The 21,238-nt window shown below is 58.6% G+C and carries 23 protein-coding genes and 1 tRNA gene; 14 read left to right on the forward strand and 10 right to left on the reverse strand.

Annotated features, from left to right (window positions below; translation table 11 throughout):
- Window positions 1-247: 247 nt before the first annotated feature.
- On the reverse strand, window positions 248-967 hold the full coding sequence (locus ACW9UQ_RS15435) for a GNAT family N-acetyltransferase (protein ID WP_458931917.1): 720 nt from the start codon (window positions 965-967) through the stop codon (window positions 248-250).
- A 105-nt stretch (window positions 968-1,072) separates the two neighbouring features.
- Here ACW9UQ_RS15435 and msrB point away from each other — a divergent pair, with 105 nt between their 5' ends.
- Window positions 1,073-1,480: a peptide-methionine (R)-S-oxide reductase MsrB gene (gene msrB / locus ACW9UQ_RS15440; RefSeq protein ID WP_458931918.1), complete on the forward strand. Its 408-nt coding sequence runs from the start codon at window positions 1,073-1,075 to the stop codon at window positions 1,478-1,480.
- Between the two features lie 34 nt (window positions 1,481-1,514).
- On the opposite strand, the gene ACW9UQ_RS15445 is transcribed toward msrB, so the two are convergent.
- Window positions 1,515-1,961 carry an outer membrane protein assembly factor BamE gene (locus ACW9UQ_RS15445; RefSeq protein ID WP_458931919.1) on the reverse strand — a complete coding sequence of 149 codons (447 nt, stop codon included), beginning with the start codon at window positions 1,959-1,961 and terminating at the stop codon, window positions 1,515-1,517.
- Between the two features lie 89 nt (window positions 1,962-2,050).
- Between ACW9UQ_RS15445 and ACW9UQ_RS15450 the strand changes: the two genes are divergently transcribed.
- From ACW9UQ_RS15450 to ettA, 9 genes are all read left to right on the forward strand, one after another.
- Window positions 2,051-2,617 carry a YceD family protein gene (locus tag ACW9UQ_RS15450; protein ID WP_458931920.1) on the forward strand — a complete coding sequence of 189 codons (567 nt, stop codon included), beginning with the start codon at window positions 2,051-2,053 and terminating at the stop codon, window positions 2,615-2,617.
- 155 nt (window positions 2,618-2,772) lie between these two features.
- Window positions 2,773-2,979, forward strand: a complete 207-nt coding sequence (gene rpmF / locus ACW9UQ_RS15455; RefSeq protein WP_458931921.1) for a 50S ribosomal protein L32 — start codon at window positions 2,773-2,775, stop codon at window positions 2,977-2,979.
- A gap of 25 nt (window positions 2,980-3,004) precedes the next feature.
- Entirely contained in the window at window positions 3,005-4,108 is a 1,104-nt protein-coding gene (gene plsX / locus ACW9UQ_RS15460; RefSeq protein WP_458931922.1) for a phosphate acyltransferase PlsX, read from the forward strand.
- 2 nt (window positions 4,109-4,110) lie between these two features.
- Entirely contained in the window at window positions 4,111-5,088 is a 978-nt protein-coding gene (locus ACW9UQ_RS15465; RefSeq protein WP_458931923.1) for a beta-ketoacyl-ACP synthase III, read from the forward strand.
- 104 nt (window positions 5,089-5,192) lie between these two features.
- A complete protein-coding gene (ihfA, locus tag ACW9UQ_RS15470; protein WP_458931924.1) occupies window positions 5,193-5,498 on the forward strand; it encodes an integration host factor subunit alpha in 306 nt (101 codons plus the stop codon).
- Entirely contained in the window at window positions 5,499-6,041 is a 543-nt protein-coding gene (locus tag ACW9UQ_RS15475; RefSeq protein WP_458931925.1) for a MerR family transcriptional regulator, read from the forward strand.
- Window positions 6,042-6,139: 98 nt separating this feature from the next.
- Window positions 6,140-6,216, forward strand: a tRNA-Pro gene (locus tag ACW9UQ_RS15480).
- A gap of 58 nt (window positions 6,217-6,274) precedes the next feature.
- The gene (locus ACW9UQ_RS15485) at window positions 6,275-7,351 is read left to right on the forward strand and encodes a 2'-deoxycytidine 5'-triphosphate deaminase (protein ID WP_458931926.1); all 1,077 of its coding nucleotides are present in this window, start codon (window positions 6,275-6,277) and stop codon (window positions 7,349-7,351) included.
- Window positions 7,352-7,495: 144 nt separating this feature from the next.
- A complete protein-coding gene (gene ettA / locus ACW9UQ_RS15490; protein ID WP_458931927.1) occupies window positions 7,496-9,151 on the forward strand; it encodes an energy-dependent translational throttle protein EttA in 1,656 nt (551 codons plus the stop codon).
- Window positions 9,152-9,191: 40 nt separating this feature from the next.
- Here ettA and ACW9UQ_RS15495 read toward each other — a convergent pair whose 3' ends face one another.
- Window positions 9,192-9,674 carry a fasciclin domain-containing protein gene (locus ACW9UQ_RS15495; protein WP_458931928.1) on the reverse strand — a complete coding sequence of 161 codons (483 nt, stop codon included), beginning with the start codon at window positions 9,672-9,674 and terminating at the stop codon, window positions 9,192-9,194.
- Between the two features lie 293 nt (window positions 9,675-9,967).
- Between ACW9UQ_RS15495 and ACW9UQ_RS15500 the strand changes: the two genes are divergently transcribed.
- Window positions 9,968-10,378, forward strand: a complete 411-nt coding sequence (locus ACW9UQ_RS15500; RefSeq protein ID WP_458931929.1) for an ASCH domain-containing protein — start codon at window positions 9,968-9,970, stop codon at window positions 10,376-10,378.
- Window positions 10,379-10,466: 88 nt separating this feature from the next.
- Window positions 10,467-10,721 carry an I78 family peptidase inhibitor gene (locus ACW9UQ_RS15505; RefSeq protein ID WP_458931930.1) on the forward strand — a complete coding sequence of 85 codons (255 nt, stop codon included), beginning with the start codon at window positions 10,467-10,469 and terminating at the stop codon, window positions 10,719-10,721.
- 134 nt (window positions 10,722-10,855) lie between these two features.
- Here ACW9UQ_RS15505 and ACW9UQ_RS15510 read toward each other — a convergent pair whose 3' ends face one another.
- From ACW9UQ_RS15510 to ACW9UQ_RS15525, 4 genes are all read right to left on the reverse strand, one after another.
- Window positions 10,856-11,785 (reverse strand): alpha/beta fold hydrolase, encoded by a 930-nt coding sequence (locus ACW9UQ_RS15510; RefSeq protein WP_458931931.1) that lies wholly within the window; start codon window positions 11,783-11,785, stop codon window positions 10,856-10,858.
- 44 nt (window positions 11,786-11,829) lie between these two features.
- On the reverse strand, window positions 11,830-13,257 hold the full coding sequence (dacB, locus tag ACW9UQ_RS15515; protein WP_458931932.1) for a D-alanyl-D-alanine carboxypeptidase/D-alanyl-D-alanine endopeptidase: 1,428 nt from the start codon (window positions 13,255-13,257) through the stop codon (window positions 11,830-11,832).
- Window positions 13,258-13,353: 96 nt separating this feature from the next.
- Complete coding sequence (locus ACW9UQ_RS15520; RefSeq protein ID WP_458931933.1) at window positions 13,354-13,956, reverse strand: nicotinate-nucleotide adenylyltransferase; 603 nt, start codon at window positions 13,954-13,956, stop codon at window positions 13,354-13,356.
- 132 nt (window positions 13,957-14,088) lie between these two features.
- Entirely contained in the window at window positions 14,089-14,523 is a 435-nt protein-coding gene (locus tag ACW9UQ_RS15525) for a tellurite resistance TerB family protein (protein ID WP_458931934.1), read from the reverse strand.
- Between the two features lie 98 nt (window positions 14,524-14,621).
- Between ACW9UQ_RS15525 and ACW9UQ_RS15530 the strand changes: the two genes are divergently transcribed.
- Entirely contained in the window at window positions 14,622-16,202 is a 1,581-nt protein-coding gene (locus ACW9UQ_RS15530) for a lysine--tRNA ligase (protein ID WP_458931935.1), read from the forward strand.
- A 277-nt stretch (window positions 16,203-16,479) separates the two neighbouring features.
- The gene (locus tag ACW9UQ_RS15535; protein ID WP_458931936.1) at window positions 16,480-18,780 is read left to right on the forward strand and encodes a glycosyl hydrolase family 28-related protein; all 2,301 of its coding nucleotides are present in this window, start codon (window positions 16,480-16,482) and stop codon (window positions 18,778-18,780) included.
- A 138-nt stretch (window positions 18,781-18,918) separates the two neighbouring features.
- Here the strand turns inward: ACW9UQ_RS15535 and ACW9UQ_RS15540 are convergent, their stop codons facing one another.
- The 3 genes from ACW9UQ_RS15540 to ACW9UQ_RS15550 all read right to left on the reverse strand — a co-directional run bounded on the left by ACW9UQ_RS15540 (window position 18,919) and on the right by ACW9UQ_RS15550 (window position 21,169).
- Window positions 18,919-19,362: a DUF1489 family protein gene (locus ACW9UQ_RS15540; RefSeq protein ID WP_458931937.1), complete on the reverse strand. Its 444-nt coding sequence runs from the start codon at window positions 19,360-19,362 to the stop codon at window positions 18,919-18,921.
- A gap of 57 nt (window positions 19,363-19,419) precedes the next feature.
- Window positions 19,420-20,154, reverse strand: coding sequence for a hypothetical protein (locus tag ACW9UQ_RS15545; protein ID WP_458931938.1), 735 nt, complete (start codon window positions 20,152-20,154; stop codon window positions 19,420-19,422).
- Window positions 20,155-20,287: 133 nt separating this feature from the next.
- A complete protein-coding gene (locus ACW9UQ_RS15550) occupies window positions 20,288-21,169 on the reverse strand; it encodes a UDP-galactopyranose mutase (protein ID WP_458931939.1) in 882 nt (293 codons plus the stop codon).
- Window positions 21,170-21,238 lie beyond the last annotated feature (69 nt).

A 21,238-nucleotide genomic window follows, 5' to 3' on the forward strand; every position in this document is an offset into this window, starting at 1 on the left:
CAAAGCCTCATTCCGCCGGATCGCAACACGCTATGAAAAAACTTCAGCCAACTTCATGGCCATGATCAAACTCGCATCTATCAGGCTATGGTGTCAGTTTTACGAGTCCGCTGCCTAGAGAGGCTAGCCTTAGCATTGACGTCTGATAAGACTCAATCGGTTTAAAAAAACCGGCGCGCTCATAGGCCGCTATATTTTCTAAATAGCTATTGTTAAAGGCTATTCTCAAAGTACCTTGGATACTTTCCTAACCGTATAGCAGACGCCTCCGTCCCGCAGGAATTGCGGCCATCTCAAGCCCAGTAAAGACATGCAGTGTTTTCAGGTCATGGTCGATCACCGCATGATCCGAGACCCAGCCGCCCATCATCAGATAGCTGCGGAGCAAGGGTGGCATACCCTTCATCGCCAGCTTCATGTCAGGGCGGCGCAGTCGCAGGCGGCGGGCAAAGCGGAAGACGCGGGGGGCCTTGACGCGGGGCAGCCAGCGGTTTGGGGCCAGGTGACGCTCTTTCAGCAGGGCAAAGGCGTCCAGATAGGCCTCAGCATCCGTGCCGGAAAAGCTGGAGCAGCCGAACATCAGTTTAACGCCGTTTTCTTCGACAAAGCGGGCGGCGGCTGACCAGGCCAGGCGCAGGATATCCGGGTTACGCATACCGGGAAGAATGCAGAACCGGCCCATTTCGACCATCGCTCCGTCGAAGCTGGCGAGGTTCTCAAGCCCATAAAACTGGGCGGAATAGGAGCGGTCAATAGCCGCGCCGTCGGGCAGGTGCAGCAGGCGGTAGCAGCAGACAAGCCGTCCGGTTGCGACCTCTTCGATCAGGACCTGCACACAGGTTGCATCGAACGCATCCGCATCGACGCCCTCGCCGCCGCGAAAGCACTGATGTCGCAGGCGCTGTGCTGCCAGAATATCGCTGGCACTTTCCGCCAGCCTTGCCCGATACCGCTGTTGCCGTGCCATCGCCCCTCCGCAATGCTTGCCAGCCTCTTGGGTGCGCCCCATTATGTGGTTTGAATCGCTGCATACACCAGTGGATGTGACAAAAACTTGAGGATTACGCTGCAAATGAGTGACAAAGTGCAGAAAACCGACGCGGAGTGGCGCGAACAGCTCAGTGAGTTGGCGTTCAAGGTGACCCGCAAGGGCGGGACCGAACGGGCCTTTACCAATGACAATTTCCCCAAGGAGCCGGGCGTCTTTCGCTGTATCTGCTGCGGATCGGACCTGTTCCGGCAGGATGCAAAATATGACAGCGGCACCGGCTGGCCCTCATTTTATCAGCCTGTAACGGCGGATGCCGTTGCGGAACGCGCTGATAATTCCCTGTTCTTTCGCCGGACAGAGGTGGTCTGCGCCCGGTGTGACGCGCATTTGGGTCATGTCTTCAAAGACGGACCCCAGCCGACTGGGCTGCGCTATTGCATGAACGGTGCCGCGCTGGAGTTCAAAGCCGGCGATGCTGGAAGCGTGTGACGGAACGGGGGGGCCCGATCTGTTCCGTTACGCCTTAGTTGTCGCCCAGAATGCTGGCTGCGTCGATGTTGAACAGGTTGCCGAAGATCTGCGACAGAATACCCTTCTGACCTGTCTTTGCGACGGTCACGCGGGTGTTCAGGTTGATGATCCGGCCATCCTCCAGCCCGTATTCATTGACATCCTTGACCACGCCATCCTCGGCGAAACCGATGACCACCACGCGGCGATTAACCTCTTTCGCCGGGTTATAGGTCAGCTGCTCCATCGTGCTTTGAACGTAGTACCAGGCGTCATCGCGCAACAGGCCGGAAACGGTGGGACGCCCGATGCGTTCCTCGATCGAGAACATGGTGTCGACGCCAGGTTCGATGGCCTGAAGTTCCTCAGGCGTTGGTGCGAAACCATGCACCGAAACCTGCGGTGAACATGCGACCGCCACTGTCATCACTGCTGCCGCTACAACCGTCCGATACGTCACCTACGCCACTCCCTGCCCACAAATCCTAGTTCAGCCCTTGTCCCCTATCCGGTCGAGGGCCTAAATTCAATACAATCGCTGTTTCAATCGTGAAAGCTGCCACCATGGACCCCGACACGCCCGCGCCATTGTGCGAAGACCTTAAACTGACCGACAAAGATCGCAATTCCGAACTGAGCTTTGATCTACAGCCAACGGCCGAGGACTGCGCCGCTATCGCGGATTTTCTGCAAATCCCTGGTGTGGCCAAGCTGCGCTTTGGCGGAAAAATCAAACCGCATGGCGATGGCTGGCAGTTGCGCGGGCAGCTGGGCGCCACGGTGACGCAGGCCTGTGTTGTGACATTGGCACCAGTCAAAGCCAGGATCGATACTGCGGTCCACCGCCGCTACCTGCCGATGCCCGACGACGAGGCGATGGATCTTGAGCTTGACCCGGAGGCCGAGGAAGACCTTGAACCATTGCGCGACAGCATTGATCTGGGCGCGTTGTTGACCGAGGAACTGGCCCTGGCGCTGCCACCCTACCCCCGCGTGCCCGAGGCTGACCTGACAGCGTTTGCCGAGGCCGAGGGCATTCAGCTGGATGCCGAAAAGGAAAACCCCTTTGCGGCCCTTGCTGCCCTGCGCGACACGCCGGGTGACAAGCCGCAATAATACTGACGCAGAAATCGCTTGATCTGCCTTTCATTATGGGTATTTTCGCGGCTTCGCTTTTGAGACGGATTCGACGATTGGCGCGTGACATTCGGCGCAGCCCCTGATAGGTCCGGGCAAACGGGCACGACGCCCAAGGCATTGAGGTTGAACAGATGGCTGTTCCTAAAAGTAAGATCACAAAGTCCAAGCGTGGAATGCGCCGGGCACATGACGCGCTGTCCGGGGCCAACCCGAACGAGTGCAGCAATTGCGGCGAACTGAAGCGCCCACATCATATTTGCCCGTCCTGCGGTCACTATGACGATCGTGAGATCGTGACCCTAGTCGAGGAAATCGATCTGGACGAAGACGCGGCGTAAACGTCCCAACCGGACAGACCCGATTATGGCAGAAACGCCCTCAACACCGCCCCCAGCCGGGTCAGTCGTGATCTCGATTGACGCGCTTGGCGGTGAGGGTGGTGATGTTGCTGTTGTCGACGGAATGGCCAAATCGGCCAACAAGAACCCGGATATCTTCTTTATTGTGCATGGCGACAGCGAAGCGCTGTCGCCCCTGATTGAGAAACGATCAGAACTGGCAGGCCGTACCGAGCTGCGCCATGTCACCAAAGCCATCGAGATGACCGAGAAGCCGTCGCGTGCTTTGCGCACCGGCAAAGGCTCTTCCATGTGGAACGCGCTGGAGACGGTGAAGAATGGCGAGGCGACCGTTGCGGTTTCCTGTGGCAATACCGGCGCGCTGATGGTCATGTCGATGCTTGTGCTGCGCAAGCTGCCGGGTGTCGACCGTCCGGCCATCGCCGTGCTTTGGCCATCACGCAATGCCGCTGGATATAACATCGTTCTGGATGTTGGCGCGGATATCCGGGCTGAGGCGGCGGATCTGCTGAAATATGCGGTTATGGGGGCCTCTTATGCCCGCAATGGTCTGGACCTGCCCCGCCCGCGCATCGGCCTGTTGAATGTCGGCACCGAAGAGCACAAGGGCCGCACCGCCCTGCACGAGGCTGCCGAGATGATCGAGGCGGCAGCTGCAGAGAATGAGTTCGAATATGTCGGCTTTGTCGAAGGCAATGACATCTCGGGCAATGCGGTCGATATCATCGTCACTGACGGGTTCACCGGCAATATTGCGCTGAAAACCGCCGAAGGCACAGCCTCGCTGGTGCGAGACTTTCTGAAGTCAGCCTTCAACTATTCAATCTTTTCCCGCATTGGCGCGCTGTTCGCCATGACCTCATTAAGGCGTCTGTCCAAGCGGATTGACCCCCGCAGGGTCAATGGAGGCGTGTTTTTGGGCCTGAACGGGACCGTCATCAAATCCCATGGATCGGCCGACGCCACCGGAATTTCAGCCGCGATCAAGCTGGCATTCATTCTGGCGCAAAAAGGCTTTAGCGAGAAGCTGGCCGCACGTGTTGCAACCGGCGCGCCATTGATCCAATCTAGTCCGACCGATACCGAGAAAGAAATCGAGGCATCCTGAGCATGGAAACGGTGCGCGCCGTTGCGCGAGGAGTAGGGCACTATCTGCCTGAACGAGTTGTTGAAAACGCAGAGTTCGAAAAAACGCTGGATACCAGCGACGAATGGATACGTGCGCGTTCTGGCATAGAGCGTCGGCATTTTGCCGCCAAGGGTGAGAAAACCTCGGATCTGGCGATTAAAGCCGCCGAGATGGCGCTGAGAGACGCCGGGATGACCGGTGTCGATATCGACGCCATCGTGCTGGCCACCGCCACGCCAGACCAGACGTTTCCGTCCACGGCCACACGCGTGCAGCATGCCATCGGCATGCAGAACGGCTTTGCCTTTGATATTCACGCGGTTTGTGCCGGTTTTCTGTTCGCATTGGCCAATGCCAACGCGCTGATCGGATCGGGTCAGGCGCGCCGCGTCATGGTGATCGGGGCGGAGACATTCTCGCGCATTCTCGATTGGACTGACCGGACGACCTGCGTGCTGTTTGCCGATGGTGCGGGAGCGCTGATCCTTGAGGCGCAGCCGGGCAAGGGGGATGCCGCCGATCAGGGCATTCTGTCCACCGATCTGCATTCGGACGGGCGCTACAATGATCTGCTTTATGTCGATGGCGGGGTGTCGACCTCGCAAAGCTCCGGTGTTGTGCGCATGCAGGGCCGCGAGGTGTTCAAGCACGCCGTGACCAAACTGGCCGCGGCTGGCGAATCGGCTCTGGAAAAGGCAGGCCTTGGCAAGGATGCGGTCGACTGGGTCGTGCCGCATCAGGCCAATGTGCGCATTATCAACGCCACCGCGAACAAGATCGGCATCCCCATGGAAAAGGTCGTGATCACGGTTCAGGACCACGGCAACACCTCGGCCGCGTCGATCCCGCTTGCGCTGTCTGTCGCCAATCAGGACGGCAGATTCAAGAAAAACGACATCGTCCTGATGGAGGCAATCGGCGGCGGCCTGACCTGGGGCGCTGCGGTCCTGCGCTGGTAGGCTGGTTTGCCGCCCTTTTCGCACCTGCCAACCCATTGATATTGACTCGCTTTCACGAATCCCAATACCGTGGGTTGTATTGTATTGTGCCAGGGGAAAATGGAATGAGTGACACCACACTGACGCGAATGGATTTGAGCGAAGCGGTTTTTCAGGAAGTCGGCCTTTCACGAAACGAAAGTGCGGAACTGGTTGAAACCGTCATACGGCACATGTCCGATGCACTGGTCGCTGGCGAAAGCGTCAAGATCTCATCTTTTGGAACCTTCAACGTCCGCACCAAGACAGAGCGGATTGGCCGCAATCCCAAAACCGGCGAAGAGGTGCCGATTGCCCCGCGCCGCGTGCTGACCTTCCGCCCCTCACATCTGATGAAAGATCGCGTCGACGCGGGCAACAAGGCCACCTAAGTGGTCCGCAAATCCGCAGAAGCCTTCCGGACTATATCCGAGGTTGCCGAGATTCTGGATATCCCAGCGCATGTTCTGCGATTCTGGGAAAGCAAGTTCAGCCAGATCAAACCGGTCAAACGCGGCGGCGGACGGCGGTATTATCGGCCTGCTGATATTGATTTTCTGCGTGGCCTGCGTGATCTGCTGCACGGCCAAGGCATGAGCATCAAGGCCGCGCAGGCGTTGATCCGCGAAAACGGGGCAAAGCATGTTGCCGAAATAGGTCATGTCGATCTGGCCGAAGCGGCACCAGAGACGGTGATTGCCACAACGCCTGCCCGAAAACCTGCGAAACCCGCTGCAAAACCGCGGATCGAGCCGGTGGTCAGCCGCCCGCCCCTGCGCGTCGTGCCCGAGGATACCCCCGCAGACGAGCCTTTGGACCTTTTCGCCCATGCTGAACGACGCGATCACCCCGATGCCGGTTTGGCTGAACGCCGAGCGGAGGTGCGCCGTATCTATGATGCGCTGAAGAAATTGCGCCAGCGTATGGCTGGATAGTGGGTTTCGGGATAGTCCCCTTGTCTCAGGTTTATCCCAAACGCTTTAGGTCATCGCCTCTTGCCCCCGGGGCGATCCGGGGATATGACACCCCTCGGCGGGCTATAGCGCAGTCTGGTAGCGCGTTCGTCTGGGGGACGAAAGGTCGTGAGTTCGAATCTCGCTAGCCCGACCATCAGTTTCAAAGGGCGTCGGATGCATTCCGGCGCCCTTGCCATAAGCGGAGGGGAATGATGCAGCCCGGCGTCCTGCCATCGCAGACCATCAACGCCATGATTGCCGATCGGCAGATCACGCTGGATCGTCCCGCTGATCCTGATCAGGTGCAACCTGCCTCACTGGATTTGCGGCTGGGCACAAAAGCCTGGCGCGTGCGGGCCTCGTTCCTGCCTGGTGGCGATGCAACCATGGCCGAGCGGCTAAAGCTGTTCGAGATGCATGAGATTGACCTGACCCCCGGTGCTGTTCTGGAAAAGGGCTGCGTTTATGTCGTGCCTTTGATGGAGGGGTTGGCGCTGCCGACGGATGTATCGGCTGTGGCGAATGCCAAAAGCTCTACCGGGCGGCTGGACCTGTTCACCCGGCTGATCACCGATCAGGGGACAGAGTTTGACCGGATTGACCCAGGGTATCAGGGACCGCTTTATGCCGAGATTTCACCCCGTTCTTTCTCGGTCCTGGCGCGGCCCGGCCAGCGCCTGAACCAGATCCGCTTTCGCCGGGGGCAGGCTGCGCTGGATGATGCAACCCTGACGGCATTGCACAAAGAGGTGGGGCTGGTCGACGGTCCGGCCCATATTGACGGCGGCCTTGGGTTTTCCGTTGATCTGCAGCGCGAAAACAGTCTGGTCGGCTATCGCGCCAAGCCGCATACGGGCCTGATCGACCTTGATCGGATCGGTGCCTATGAGGTGGCTGAGTTCTGGGAACCGGTGCATACCGAAAACGGTCGCATTATCCTTGATCCCGGCGCGTTCTATATCCTTGTCAGCCGCGAGGCCGTGCATGTCCCGCCGCAATACGCCGCCGAGATGGCCCCCTATCTTGCCATGGTGGGCGAGTTCCGGGTGCATTACGCTGGCTTTTTCGACCCCGGTTTCGGGCATGAAGCTGCGGGCGGAAAGGGGTCCAGGGGTGTATTGGAGGTTCGCTGCCACGAGGCGCCATTCGCTTTGGAACACGGACAGATCGTCGGGCGTCTGGTTTATGAGAAGATGGCTGAGGATCCAGCGCTGCTTTATGGCCGGGACCTGAAATCCAACTATCAAGGGCAGGAATTGCGCCTATCTAAGCACTTCCGCCAAGAATAGAGCCACGTACCCCCTGCCCCGGAAAACTCGGTTTTTTATATCACCGAGTACATCAGAGTGTCGGGCAGGTCGCTGCAGCGTTTGCATGTGGGGCGGTCAGCCGCTACTTCTCGCCGAACGCGACAGATTCAGGGAACCGATTCCATGGCCTCCTACCAATACGTTTACCATATGGATGGCGTCTCAAAGACCTATCCTGGCGGCAAGAAATGCTTTGAAAACATCCAGTTGAACTTCCTTCCCGGGGTCAAGATCGGCGTGGTTGGCGTCAATGGCGCGGGTAAGTCGACCCTGATGCGGATCATGGCCGGACAGGACAAGGACTTTACCGGTGAGGCATGGCTGGCCGAAGGGGCCATCGCGGGTTATCTGCCGCAGGAGCCGCAGCTGGACGAAACCAAGACCGTGCGCGAGAACGTCATGGAAGGCGTCGCCGCGAAAAAGGCGCTGCTGGACGAATATAACGAACTGGCGATGAACTACTCCGACGAAACGGCGGAGAAGATGGCCGAGTTGCAAGACCAGATCGACGCCCAGAACCTCTGGGATCTCGACAGTCAGATCGACATCGCGATGGAGGCATTGCGCTGCCCGCCCGATGACGCAGAGGTCAGCACGCTGTCGGGCGGGGAACGCCGCCGTGTGGCGCTGTGTAAGCTGCTGCTGGAAGCGCCTGACATGCTGCTGCTGGACGAACCGACCAACCATCTGGACGCCGAAACCATCGCCTGGCTGCAAAAGCACCTGATCGACTATAAGGGCACGATCCTGATCGTGACCCATGACCGTTATTTCCTGGACGATATCACCAGCTGGATCCTTGAACTGGATCGCGGTCGGGGCATTCCCTATGAGGGCAATTATTCTGCCTGGCTGGAACAGAAGGCCAAGCGGCTTGGGCAGGAAGCGCGGGAGGACAAGACCCGCCAGAAAACCCTGGAACGCGAACTGGACTGGATCCGGCAAGGGGCCAAGGCCCGGCAAGCCAAGCAGAAGGCACGTATCAACGCCTATAACGAACTTGCCGGCCAGTCAGAGCGCGAAAAGATCACCCGCGCCCAGATCGTCATCCCCAACGGCCCGCGTCTGGGCGGCAAGGTGATCGAGGTTGAGGCGCTGAACAAAGGCTTCGGTGACCGCCTGCTGGTCGAAGACCTGACCTTCAGCCTGCCGCCGGGCGGGATCGTCGGCGTGATCGGCCCGAACGGGGCAGGTAAATCGACCCTGTTCCGCATGCTGACCGGGCAAGAACAGCCCGATAGCGGCGAGATCAGCTTTGGCGATACTGTGAAGCTGTCCTATGTCGACCAGTCCCGCGACGCGCTGGATGACAGCAAGACGGTATGGGAAGAAATCTCGGACGGGCTGGATATTATCAAGCTGGGCGATGCGGAAATGAACTCCCGCGCGTATGTCGGGGCGTTCAATTTCAAGGGCGGCGATCAGCAGAAAAAGATTGGCCTGCTGTCGGGCGGGGAACGCAACCGCGTTCATATGGCCAAGCTGCTGCGCGAGGGCGGCAACGTGCTGCTGCTTGATGAGCCGACCAACGATTTGGACGTTGAAACTCTGCGCGCGCTGGAAGATGCGCTGGCCGATTTTGCAGGCTGTGCTGTGATCATCAGCCACGACCGCTTCTTCCTTGACCGTCTGTGTACCCATATCCTCGCCTTTGAAGGCGAAGCGCATGTGGAGTGGTTCGAAGGCAACTTCGAGGATTACGAGGAAGACAAGATCCGGCGTCTGGGCCCCGATGCGGTAGAGCCAAAGCGGATCAAGTACAAAAAATTCACCCGATAAGGAAGGATGCGCGCCTTTGCGCGCACCCTTTGTTTATTGATCAGCTTTCAGGCGGCAGGATCACGGCGTCAATGACGTGGATCACACCGTTGGAGGCACCGATATCTGCAGATGTGACATTTGCCCCCTGCACGGTCACACCGCCTTTGGTGCCGATCTTGACCTCTGCGCCCTGAACGGTTGCGGCCATCATCCCGTCAGACAGATCGCCCGACATGACTTTGCCCGGCACAACATGATAGGTCAGCACGGCGACCAGCTTGTCCTTGTTCTCTGGCTTCAACAGCTCTTCAACCGTGCCAGCAGGCAAGGCTGCAAAGGCTTCGTCGGTTGGTGCAAAAACGGTGAATGGCCCGTCACCTTTTAGCGTATCGACCAGATTTGCGGCCTGTACGGCTGCAACTAAGGTGGTGAAGCTGCCCGCGCCAACGGCGGTATCAACGATATCCTTGCTGTCGCCAGCATGGACAGGCGCCGAAAGTGCGGCGACTGCGGTCAGTGCGATAAACGTTCTACGAAGCATTGTGTCATCCTTCCTGAGGTCTTGTGGATCACCTGCGTTAGTGATGCACGGGTTACGGATGGTATTCGGCATCGGTTCTAATGTTTCACTGAAATTACGGCGTTGTGAATTTACGTTATCGGATGATCGAATGGCTGCGGTTTGTTATCTGATTGCCTTTTGTTGTGACCTGACTGACGTGGGAATTGTAATGGGGTCCCGCAACGGTTGGGTGAGCGGATTTGCAACAGGTGTCGCATTCTGATGACATCTCCGGTAGGGTTGGGTCGATTTAGCAGTGCGGGGATGCCCAGATGACCCTTGATGATGTCAAGAAACGCTATCCTGATGCCGAAACCTTCCGGTTTGGTGACAATCCTGCGCTTTGTGCAGAGTTGCTTGCGCTGGTGCGCAAAGGCGTCAAGACGGCGACCTGCGGCGCATTGCGGGATTTTCAAAGCGGGGAAGAGGCGATGCCGGTTGTCGGTCGCCGCGATATCGCGCTGAATTGGGACGGCACCCCGGCACTGGTCATCGAGACCATTGAGCTCACAACGCGACGCTTCAGCGATGTCGGTGCCGATTTCGCCCTGGCAGAAGGTGAAAATGACAGTCTTGATGGCTGGCGCGCCGGTCACCAAAGGTATTTTGAGCGTAATGGCGGATTTGACCCCGAGATGATGCTGGTATGCGAACGCTTCCGCCTGGTGGCGGATTTCGGCTGAGCCGCAGGTTGCATCTCGTCAGAAGAACGGGGTGATGTTACCTTTTCGGGGACGATCACATTACATCGCAGATCAGGGGTTACACCTTATGAAACGGGTTATCATTCTGGGCGTTCTGGCCCTGTCAGGATGCTATGAAACCGCGGAGACTGAGGAGGATGCCTGCGGCGCCTCTGGCTATCAGGGGCTGGTCGGCACACCCATTGCCGCCGCTACGTTTCCGGCCGATCTGGATGATCGCGTTATCCCGCCGGGAACTGCCGTGACACTGGATTATGTCCCGACACGGATCAATTTTGAACTGGATGATCAGGGCAAGATCACACGCATCTATTGCGGCTGACGAGGTCGCAACAGGAGATCACAGAGGCTTTAGATTTAGAGCGTCATGCGAAATACGCTTTAAAAAGCCACCCATATTGATATGGGGCTTTGCTTATTTTGTCGTGTGGTCGAGATGCCCCCTCGAACTTACTTTTATTTCCGTTTCGCCCGTTGAGGGGAAAGCGCAAACGACGCGACATCTTTCCAGACGGTTTCAGCCTGTTTGTCGCGAAACAGCCAATGCCAGCCATTGGGATATTCGATCAGGTTCTTTTCGCCGGGGATCAGGGCATGCACCCGGCGTACCGCCTTGGGATGGAACAGCGCATCGTGGGTACCGATCAGGGTCAGGCTGGGCATCGGGACACGGGGGGCGGCCAGTGCGGCGCGGTCCATCAGGCGGATCAGGCCGAACAGGTCGCGGCCTGCGGGATCGGAAATGACATAAGGATCATCCCAGGCGGCCTGCAGGGCAGCGCGATTGTCGGTGGGCACGATGGTGACGACACCATCACCGGTAAAGCGGCGGTCGGCGAAGATCAGGCCCAATAGGTAGCCGCCAAAGCGATAGACGGGGTTGACCTCTCGGTCGCCGAGGATGGCGGGGCCAGCCAGAACAATACGATCCGCCTGCAGGCCGGTTCCGGCAGCGGCCAGCGTCGTCCCGCCACCCATGGAGTGGCCAACCACGGTCAGCGGCACGCCCGGGTGACGGGCGCGGATGCTGGCAGTAACGGCTTTCAGATCGGCGATCAGCGTCGCAGGACCGGGCCATTTCCGGCGGTCAGGATTGCGGCCAAAGCCGCGGTGGTCATAGCCGTAGGTGGTAATCCCCCGACGCGCCCAAAATTTCGCGGCGCGCCCAAAGGTCAGGTCAGCCGTGTCGCCATAGCCATGAGCGGCGATAATCACCGCGCGTTCGGTCCCTTGTGCCCGCCATGTTGTCAGGTGCAGGCGTGCGCCTCTCTGCCCCTCGATCCAGCCGCGGGTGATCTGTGCCGGGGCGAGTTTTGCGGGGGTCACTTTGGGGCCGCCAGCGCAGGCGGTCAGGCAAAGCATCAGAGAGAGCAGAAGGATACGCATGGGATCAAGCGATGCTTAGCATCGGGAGGTCTGTCAAGACCGGATCACCCGGCAAGCTGCTTGGCCCAGCTTTGCAAGAGCACCTGCTCCTGCCCGCGGGCCAGCCGCAGCCATTTGCCACCGCCCATGCTGGCCCGCCCGGACCGGGCGGCAAGATCGGCAGCAAAAATCGCGAAAGCATAGCGTTTCGGTCCGACATTCAGATACCCGCCAAGACCCCGCATGTAATTCATGGTGCCGGTCTTGGCTGCAACAGACACGCCCGGCAGTGCCACCTTTTGTCCATTGGCATCTTTCAGGACGTGGTTGCGGAGCAAGGGGCGAAGCACGCCTTTTTGATCGGCGATATCAAGGACCTGGACCATCTCATCCGCGGTCATGCGGCTGTCTTCGGACAGGCCGGAATGGTTGACCAGCTTGGCTTTGCGTAATCCGTATTCACGGCGCAACCAAGCAGACATCGACCCGGCGGAGGCCGCGATATTTCGGGGGGCGTTCCCATTTTTTTGGGCCGCGCACAGGCCCAGCACCTCGGCCGTCAGATTTGTGGAATAGCGCAGCATGGAGCGCATCAGCGGCCCCAGTTCTGCTCCGGTTTCCTGCGCAAGAACGGTGCCTTCGGGCAGGCGGTCGGTCATCTTGGGGTTTGGCAGCGCCAGTCCCCTTTCATGCGCCAGCACGCGCAGCACCTCGCCGGCATATTGCGCGGGCATACGCACCGGCAGCCAGCGACTGCCCTGCCGGTTCAGCGCCCCGGCTGCGACGGACCACGTGTCACGATCACCGGCACGGCGATAGGTGAAAACCGGGCTTTTGCGCTGTGCGACGTCGACGCGAATGCCGGTGACAGGCGGGGCAAAATTCTCGCTTCGGGCGGTCATCTGCAGGTCATAGCCCTGGGACTTGCGGGTCCATTCCAGATAGACGCGATTAAAATTGAGGTTCATGCCGCTGATCGCCGGATTATAGCCCACATCAATCGGCTGTCCGTCGTCGATTTGCTTGTGGTATGGCAAGGCGGCGTGGAACACTAGGAAACGCCCGGTGACGCCCTTGACCCCTGCGCTGACCGTCTGCGCCACCAGATTGGCCAGCCCGTCGGTATCCATGACCGGATCGCCGCTGCCGACCAACACCAGATCGCCCTGCACCACCCCGCCCTGCACCGGACCGGTTGCGACGATCTGCGTCACAAAGCGGTGCGACATGCCAAGGGCTGAGGCGGCATAGAGCGTTGTCGGGATTTTCGAGACAGAAGCCGGGGGCAGCGACAAGTTTGGCTGGTGCTGCGCTATGACACGTCCATTGGCCAAATCTCGCAGGACGTAGCCGGTCACTCGGTGCAACGGCCCCGGATCCTTGGCGGAGGCAATCACCTGCGCAGAGGCTTGGATCGCAGGCAGGCTGGCGGCCAGCCCGCCGAGAACGACGCGCCGATTGATCGGTGTGTAGCTGTTGCCAGACCCACTCATGCGGACAGGCTGCCGCAAGACCTTGGCAGAATGAAGACGAAAGCGACCGATTTGGTGAAAATTAACGCAAACTTTACAATTTAGTTGCGGATGCCTCTATCGCTGCCAGTGGCCAGCCTGACGGATTGCGGTGGAAGACTGATCGACCATCGGGCCAGAAAGCAGCATCCAGGCGGGGGCTTCCTGCAGGGGCAGGATGCGGGCAGCACTCTCGGGCCAGCGGTATTGGGCATAGGTGCGGGCGGCGGGGGATGATCCGGCGGAGAGCTGATCGCCGGGACGAGCAAGGACACCGATGGGGATGGTCTCCATGATCTTGTCCCAGTGTTCCCAGCGGTGAAAACCGGCCAGATTGTCCGCCCCCATCAGCCAGACAAAGCGGGTGGCGGGGTAAAGCGCCAACACCCTGCCCAGCGTGTCGGCTGTGTAGCGGGTGCCCAGGCGGGCCTCCAGATCGGTGACGACGATGCGGGGATCGCTGGCGATGTTCCGGCACGCAGCAAGTCGGCGGTCCATCGTTGCGGGGGGATCGGGTTTCAGAGGATTGCCTGGTGAGACCAACCACCAGACCTTGTGCAGCCCGAAGCGGCGCAAGGCGCGGCGCGAGATATGCAGATGCCCGGCATGAGGCGGATCAAACGATCCGCCGAGCAATCCGATTTTCTGGCCCGCAAGGGCAAGGGGAAAGCCGTTCAGCAAGGGATTTCCATGCGTTAAGCGTCAGAAGCAAAAGCTGTGCCCTGCGGAACGGCCAGGAGTCAAGCAGGCGAGCGCCCGTTCCGGGCGCGCCTTCGGCGAGGATATTTGGAGAACAATGAAGGGGCGATGCTGTCAGTCGGCGGGCATATGGGCAAAACGGGCGCGTGCACCGCGTTCGATGGCCGCGGCGTGCAGGCGGTCAATCTCGAAGTCGAGGCGCATTTCTTCGAGCAGGCGCAATTCCTGTTGCCGGGCCATGCCATCTGCTGCAACCACATCACAGGCCAGCGCATAGGCGGTTTCAAACAGGCTTTCGGGCAGCGCTTCGCGGATCAGGCCGAAAAGCGCATCAAGGCCGTCTTCTTCCTCGAACAGGTCGAAGACGGAACTGGAGACATTGCCGATGCGGGCTTTGTCATAGCCTTCGAAGATCGGCAGGCTGTCGATGATGCGGTTGATCCAGGCCAGTTCGGAATCGCTGACCCGTTCGTCGGAGGCTGAGGCCGTCACCATGACCGCAACCAGAGCGTCCTGCGGGGTGTAGGAATGCGGTGTTTCGTCAGCCATTGCGTGATCCTTGCAGCAGTTTCATTGGCAGATATATTGACCTCTGTGCTGCACCGCAATAGAGCAGCGCATCCTTAGGATCAGAACGAGCGATAAAGATGACCACCCTGCGTGATGCTGCCATGACCTCCAAAGCCTGGCCTTTCGAAGAGGCGCGCAAGCTACTGAAGCGCTATGAGGCTGCGCCGCCGGAAAAGGGGTATGTGCTGTTTCAGACCGGCTATGGCCCGTCAGGTCTGCCGCATCTGGGCACCTTTGGCGAGGTGGCACGCACGACGATGGTGCGGCGGGCCTTTGAAATCCTGTCGGATATTCCGACGCGGCTAATCTGTTTTTCCGATGATCTGGACGGCATGCGCAAGGTACCGGACAATGTGCCGAACCAAGCGATGTTGCAGGACAACCTGCAAAAGCCGCTGACATCGGTCCCCGACCCGTTTGGCGAATATGACAGCTTTGGCGATCACAACAACGCCATGCTGCGGCGGTTTCTGGATACGTTTGGGTTTGAATATCAGTTCATCTCGGCCACAGAGTTCTACAAATCCGGGCGTTTTGATGAGGTGCTTCTGCGCGCCTGTGAGAAATATGATGACATCATGAAGGTGATGCTCGCCTCACTGCGCGAGGAGCGCCAGCAGACCTATTCCTGTTTCCTGCCGATCTCTCCCACCACGGGGCGGGTGCTTTATGTGCCTTTGAAGGATGTGAATGCCAAGGACGGCACCATTACCTTTGACGACGAAGATGGGACAGAACGGACCGTGCCGGTCACGGGCGGCAACGTGAAGTTCCAGTGGAAGCCGGATTTCGGTGCACGATGGGCGGCGCTGGATGTGGACTTTGAGATGTTCGGCAAGGATCATTCGACCAATGCGCCGATTTATGACCGGATTTGCAAAATTCTGGGAGGGCGCGCGCCGGAGCATTTCGTGTTTGAGCTGTTCCTGGATGACAAAGGCGAGAAAATCTCCAAGTCCAAGGGCAACGGGTTGTCGATTGATGAATGGCTGACCTATGCCAGTTCGGACAGTCTGGCCTATTTCATGTTCCAAAAGCCGCGCACCGCCAAGCGGATGCATTTCGATGTGATCCCCAAGGCGGTTGATGAGTATCATCAACAGTTGCGCGCCTATGCCGGGCAGGATGAAGCGGCCCGGCTGAACAACCCGGTGTTCCATATCCATGGGCACAACGTACCGGCCAGCGACATGGTGGTGCCGTTTGCGATGCTGTTGAACCTAGCATCTGCTGCAGGGGCCGAGGATAAGGACGTGTTGTGGGGCTTCATCCGGAAATATGCGGATGCCACGCCCGAGACGCACCCAGGGCTGGATGACGCGGCTGGGTTCGCTGTGCGTTATTATCAGGACCGGGTGAAGCCATTCAAAACCTATCGCGCACCCGAAGCGCATGAGTGCGCGGCCCTGCAGGATCTGCGGGACCGGCTGGCGGCCTGGGATGGGCCGGTGGATGGCGAAGAGTTGCAGAGCCTGGTTTTTGCGGTTGGCAAAGAGCATGGGTTCGAGCATTTGCGCGACTGGTTTACCGCGATTTACGAGGTGCTGTTGGGCGCAAGTCAGGGGCCGCGATTTGGTGGTTTTGTCGCGCTCTATGGCGTGCCCGAGACGGTGCAGCTGATTGATGATGCGTTGTCCGGGAAACTGGGGGCGGCTTAATCCGCCTGCCTTGTAAGGCTATATTTTGAAACCCGGGCGGCGTCTGATCCGGTGGGGTGATGGCTCGTGTAAGCCCATGCGCTCGGCTGTTTGTCCCGCGCGCTGGTTAATCAGATCTTAACGCCTGTCTGATAGCTCTGGCCTGTGCGACATGGCGGGCAGGTCCGGCTATGCGCGAGTTTTCATGAGAATTTAATCGCTGCGTTCCGCTTTTCAGGCGGGCCTGACCCCTGTCCGGGGCGCGGCCGTCATTGGTCTGAAAGGACATTGTTTACCTATGAACAAGGAAATCACCGAAGGTCTTGCGCTGATGCCGCCGCAGTTTATCGACGGGCTGGATGTCTGGTCGAATCAGGATGGCACACCGGGATCAACCACCTATGACACCGTTGCCAGCGGCGTTCTGGTGGCCAGCGATCAGGATTTTGGCACCTGTCTGGAACTGATCAAAACCGATAACCCGCAAAAACTGCGCCATACCGGAGAGACCCCGATCCTGCCTGGCTGCTATCTGGAGGTCACGGCCCGGGTCAAGTTGATGAGCGGGCCGTTTCCGCAAGTGCGGATCGCGGCCTATGCCGGGGACGCGGTTGGGAACCCGGTGACAGGGATTGACCTGACCGGGCCCACAGTGTCGCTGGGAACGGTCGGGCGGATTTACACCGTTCGGGCGATCATTGGTTCGGGCCAGCGCACGGGCGTCGATATGGTCTGGGGCACCGATCCGGTCTTTGCCCATGTCGGGCTGGATATCGTTGGCGACAATGGTGCGGTGGTCCGGGTGGAATCGGTTGATGTGCGCGACATGACGGCCGTGTTTCATCGCGAGTTGATGGATTGGATCGATGTGCGCGATTATGGCGCAATCGGGGATGGGATCACCGATGATGCGGACGCGTTCGAAACCGCCGATGCCGCCGCCGCTGGCCGCGACCTGGTGGTGCCGGAGGGGACCTATCGGCTGGGCCGCGATGTCACGATCCTGTCGCGCATCCGGTTTGAGGGGACGATTGTGCAGGACCCCGCGCACCGGCTGATCCTGCGGTCGAACTTTGACTATCCGACTTATGTCGATGCGTTTGGCAATGAGACGACAGCACTTGGCAAGGCGTTGCAGGCGCTGTTCAACTTTGCCGATCACGACTCGCTGGATTTGGGCGGACGGCGCATTCAGTTGGACGCCCCTATCGATATCAAGGCGGTGGTGCCCAATCTGGTGAATTTCGGCAATCGGCGGGTGCTGCATAACGGACAACTGGCGGCCGTTGACAATGCCAACTGGGATCCGATCATCGCGACGGAGACGGCGGATTACACGCCCAGCACCGACAATCGCAAGCTGACCAATGTGACGAATATTGGTGGGATCGAGGTTGGATCGCTGATCGAAGGTTTTGGTGTCGGGCGCGAGATTTACGTGACCGCCAAGGATGAGGCAAATAACGAGCTGACCGTCAGCGCGCCCCTGGGCCGCGCGCAGCCCAATCAGCAATACACCTTCACCCGCGAAAAGTATATGCTGGATTTTCTGGGCACCAACCGGATCAATTTCTTCAACATCGCGGATGTAGAGTTCTATTGCGAAGGCCGGGCGAACGGTGTGCTGCTGCCGCCCGATGGGATCGCCTGGTCGATCCGGGATTACTTTTTCCGCATGCCGAGGTCCCATGCCATCACCTCGACCGGTGAGGGGTGTCAGGGCATCGGCATCGACCGCAACCACTTCATCGCATCGGACGCGAGTGAACTGGTGCAGAACCGGCGGTCTGTGGCGTTCAATATCAATGCCAATGATGCCAAAATCCGCGACAACCGCTGCGCGCAATTCAAACATTTTGGCATCTTCCATGGCGGTGGCAACCTGATCGTCGGCAACCATTTTTGGCAGTTCGACAGTGACGATCAGGGCGAACGGACGGCTGGGCTGGTGTTCACGCAGATCTCGGTGAAGTCGATTGTGACCGGCAACTATATCGACTCTATGTGCATTGAGCTGACCAACGAACTGAAAACCGGGAACCAGCCGAATGTTGATCCGGACGGGTTTGGAAAGCTGGCAATTACCGGCAACATCCTGTCTGCTACCAAGGTGCCGCCTTGGTTCACCTTTCTGCGCATTCGGCCGACCGGGGTTGGACATCCGATCAAAGGGATTTCCTTTACCGGCAACGCGATCAAGAATTTCGGCGGGGCCATCGTGGACCGGATTGAGGAAGTGGACACCTCGATCGGCAATGTCGATCATAGTCTGACGGAGGATGTTCAGTTTCATTCGAACTCGTTCGAGGCGGTCACCCATCCCACCTGCTCTCCAGCATTGGTGGAACATGTGCAAGCGAACCCCAGCAGCACGTGGACGGTCGATCTGTCTGACAAGCTGCCATTTGGCGGTCGAGCGCTGACCGTTGTGGGCCTGATGCCCGATGGGCCGATTGAACTGTCGAATGGCAGCAACGTCCACAACTTCCCCTATTGCAACACGCAGCAGGGTACGGGTGGCCAGTCGGTACAAGTGCGTTGGGGCACATCGGTGCGAGGCAAAGTGCGGATGCAGGTGCGTTCCGACCGGCCAGGCTGAGCTTCCCGCCATGCGCGTCCGGTATCTGTCGGGCGCGCTTTTTCACGTTTCAAAGTCGTTTGGCGTCACCAATCCCTATAGACGAAGGTTTGGCCTTGGTATCTCAAAACACATTCAGACAACGTTGCCTAAAGCGGCTCAAAGCACTCCCAACCGAGCAAGTTCCTCCTGCATTTCTACAGGCATGGTGGGTTCGCCGGGGCAGAACGGAGACAGATCAGCGGGGGCATCTTTGGCCTTCAGATAACGCCAGCCCTGAAAGGCGCGGTGGGGACGTGGAGCGGTTCGATGTAGCTGAGGGTCAAGAACAATCGCGCAGCGGCGGATGCCGTCCTCGCCGAAGCGTTCCTCGAACCCGCGGATTGCCTGACGCGCCTGGATCATTCCGCGGATTACCCAGTAGATCGAACCGCCCTGAAGCAGCGTATCTGTCTGCTTGGGCCACATCCTGGTAACATGGGTCGGATAGGGGCCGGTGGATGTTTCAGCATTGCGCGCAATCACCTGACATTGCCAGTCATACAATGTCTCGACACTTTCCGACCCGACCGACAGTTTCAGTATATGAAGTGCCCCGATCATCCAATTCCCCACATTTCCAAATAGAAAATAGCCAAAACTGCGATAAAGACCAACCCGTCAGGGCGTGGCATCACTTAGTGGATGATCCAGCAGGCCGATCAGTTCCTGCCCCAACTTGATCTGATGCGTCCGGTCTTTTTGCCGCGCCTTGGACAGGCTGTCTGCCTGACCTCGCGCCAGATCAAATGCCAACCGCTTCGCCCGGCGAATGCTTATCATCGGAACCTTCGCCCGTGCTGCAGCCTGCGCAACACCCATATCCGTCATGCTCACCTTTGGCCATTCCAGTACTTTCGGTGAAACAACAGACGACTGGAACAAGACCGCCCCGGTCCCAAGCATGTCAACCGTGATATCTTCAGGCAGCGTGGTCGCGTAGCTGCCGTGAGCTGAGCAACCATCATGCCAATCCTTGGAACCACGGCCCAAGATGGCCCCATGAAGTCCGACCACAGCTTGATCATCATGCCGCTTTAGCGCCTGCCTAAGTTCCCAGACATAGTTCCGAAGATAGTAGATATCGTCATCCAGGCAGGTGTAAAGGCAAGGCTCGTCCTCCAGCACCAAGCCTATCAGTTTGCCGTTTGCATGAAGTTTGGGATAGTCCCGGGCAAAGACCGGCACCACACGTGGATGGTTCCGAGCAATTTCGGGGACGGCCTCATGCCCGTCGAGATAGAGGTAAAGACGCTCCACCTGACGAACGATGCTGAGAAATGACGTTGAAAACGTTGCCTCCCGAGAGGGCATTGTCGCCATGCCCGCCACGACCCGCTCTGCATCAAGCCGCACAGCGTCCTGCTTGGCGTCCTGAGTGATTCTGTACTTTGCATAAAGGTTTTTGCTGCTCGTCTTAGTCCCATTACGTTGCCCCCCGGGCCTACTGGTCACGAATTGACTTCGAAGAATTCATCCCGACAGATTCTTATGTCCTTGAATGCGGAGTGTTCGTATCAACGAAGAATGTCGCGATAGACTCATTTTGCTCAAGCGCGCCAAGGGTGCCCTTGGCGGCCTGCATGGCCTCGCCTATCGCGACGTCCATGTCCAGATAGCGATAAGTCCCCAGCCTTCCGACAAAGCTGACATTCGGTTCAGACTTTGCCAGCGCAACATATGCCTCATATAGGGCATTATCCCTGGTTAGCCTTATGGGATAGTAAGGCTTATCCTCTGGCCCACATTCCCTCGAAAATTCATATGAGATGACTGTACGACCGGTCTGCTGCTGCGGCCAGAAATGCTTGTGCTCGACAACGCGGGTATATGGAACCTCCAGATCGCAGTAATTCACAGTCCCACAGTCCTGAAACTGCGTGTCGCGATGCTCAGTTTCGAAATCGAGCGTGCGATAGGCCAGACGACCGAGGCGGCAATCAAAGAAGTGATCTATTGCCCCAGAGTAGAACACATGGTCAAAACCAGCGCGGTTCGCGTCACGCTCGAACGGTGTGTTCAGCAAGAGTGTGATATTCTGATGGTCGAGAATATTTTCAACCATCTTGGTATATCCCTCGACCGGCTGCCCCTGCTTTTTGTGATGAAAAACGTTGCTGTCGGTCGACATATGTACCGGCAGGCGTCGGAAAATGAACGCAGGCAGGTCGGTTGCAGGCCGTCCCCACTGTTTTGTGGTGTAGCCTTTATAAAAGGCGGCATAAAGCGCCGGACCAATAGAGGAAAGCGCGGCCTCTTCGAAATTGCGCGGCGCATGGTCAAGCTGCAGCGCCTGTGCGGCAAAGAATGCCTCGACAGTGTCTGACCTGCCCCCCGAAACTTCCCTCGTTCTGATGTAGAGTTTGCTCAACCTTTTGAAGGAGCAAACGAATGCGAAAGAGCCGTTTCACGGAAGTCCAAATCATTGGGATGATCAAAG

The sequence above is a fragment of the Halovulum sp. GXIMD14793 genome, from assembly GCF_054457435.1.

What these genes read in the sequence shown, in the direction of transcription:
- ACW9UQ_RS15435 (WP_458931917.1), bottom strand. Translation starts at nt 967, where the DNA reads ATGGCACGGCAACAGCGGTATCGGGCAAGGCTGGCGGAAAGTGCCAGC.
- msrB (WP_458931918.1), top strand. Translation starts at nt 1,073, where the DNA reads ATGAGTGACAAAGTGCAGAAAACCGACGCGGAGTGGCGCGAACAGCTC.
- rpmF (WP_458931921.1), top strand. Translation starts at nt 2,773, where the DNA reads ATGGCTGTTCCTAAAAGTAAGATCACAAAGTCCAAGCGTGGAATGCGC.
- plsX (WP_458931922.1), top strand. Translation starts at nt 3,005, where the DNA reads ATGGCAGAAACGCCCTCAACACCGCCCCCAGCCGGGTCAGTCGTGATC.
- ACW9UQ_RS15465 (WP_458931923.1), top strand. Translation starts at nt 4,111, where the DNA reads ATGGAAACGGTGCGCGCCGTTGCGCGAGGAGTAGGGCACTATCTGCCT.
- ihfA (WP_458931924.1), top strand. Translation starts at nt 5,193, where the DNA reads ATGAGTGACACCACACTGACGCGAATGGATTTGAGCGAAGCGGTTTTT.
- ACW9UQ_RS15485 (WP_458931926.1), top strand. Translation starts at nt 6,275, where the DNA reads ATGCAGCCCGGCGTCCTGCCATCGCAGACCATCAACGCCATGATTGCC.
- ettA (WP_458931927.1), top strand. Translation starts at nt 7,496, where the DNA reads ATGGCCTCCTACCAATACGTTTACCATATGGATGGCGTCTCAAAGACC.
- ACW9UQ_RS15495 (WP_458931928.1), bottom strand. Translation starts at nt 9,674, where the DNA reads ATGCTTCGTAGAACGTTTATCGCACTGACCGCAGTCGCCGCACTTTCG.
- ACW9UQ_RS15500 (WP_458931929.1), top strand. Translation starts at nt 9,968, where the DNA reads ATGACCCTTGATGATGTCAAGAAACGCTATCCTGATGCCGAAACCTTC.
- ACW9UQ_RS15505 (WP_458931930.1), top strand. Translation starts at nt 10,467, where the DNA reads ATGAAACGGGTTATCATTCTGGGCGTTCTGGCCCTGTCAGGATGCTAT.
- ACW9UQ_RS15510 (WP_458931931.1), bottom strand. Translation starts at nt 11,785, where the DNA reads ATGCGTATCCTTCTGCTCTCTCTGATGCTTTGCCTGACCGCCTGCGCT.
- dacB (WP_458931932.1), bottom strand. Translation starts at nt 13,257, where the DNA reads ATGAGTGGGTCTGGCAACAGCTACACACCGATCAATCGGCGCGTCGTT.
- ACW9UQ_RS15525 (WP_458931934.1), bottom strand. Translation starts at nt 14,523, where the DNA reads ATGGCTGACGAAACACCGCATTCCTACACCCCGCAGGACGCTCTGGTT.
- ACW9UQ_RS15530 (WP_458931935.1), top strand. Translation starts at nt 14,622, where the DNA reads ATGACCACCCTGCGTGATGCTGCCATGACCTCCAAAGCCTGGCCTTTC.
- ACW9UQ_RS15535 (WP_458931936.1), top strand. Translation starts at nt 16,480, where the DNA reads ATGAACAAGGAAATCACCGAAGGTCTTGCGCTGATGCCGCCGCAGTTT.
- ACW9UQ_RS15540 (WP_458931937.1), bottom strand. Translation starts at nt 19,362, where the DNA reads ATGATCGGGGCACTTCATATACTGAAACTGTCGGTCGGGTCGGAAAGT.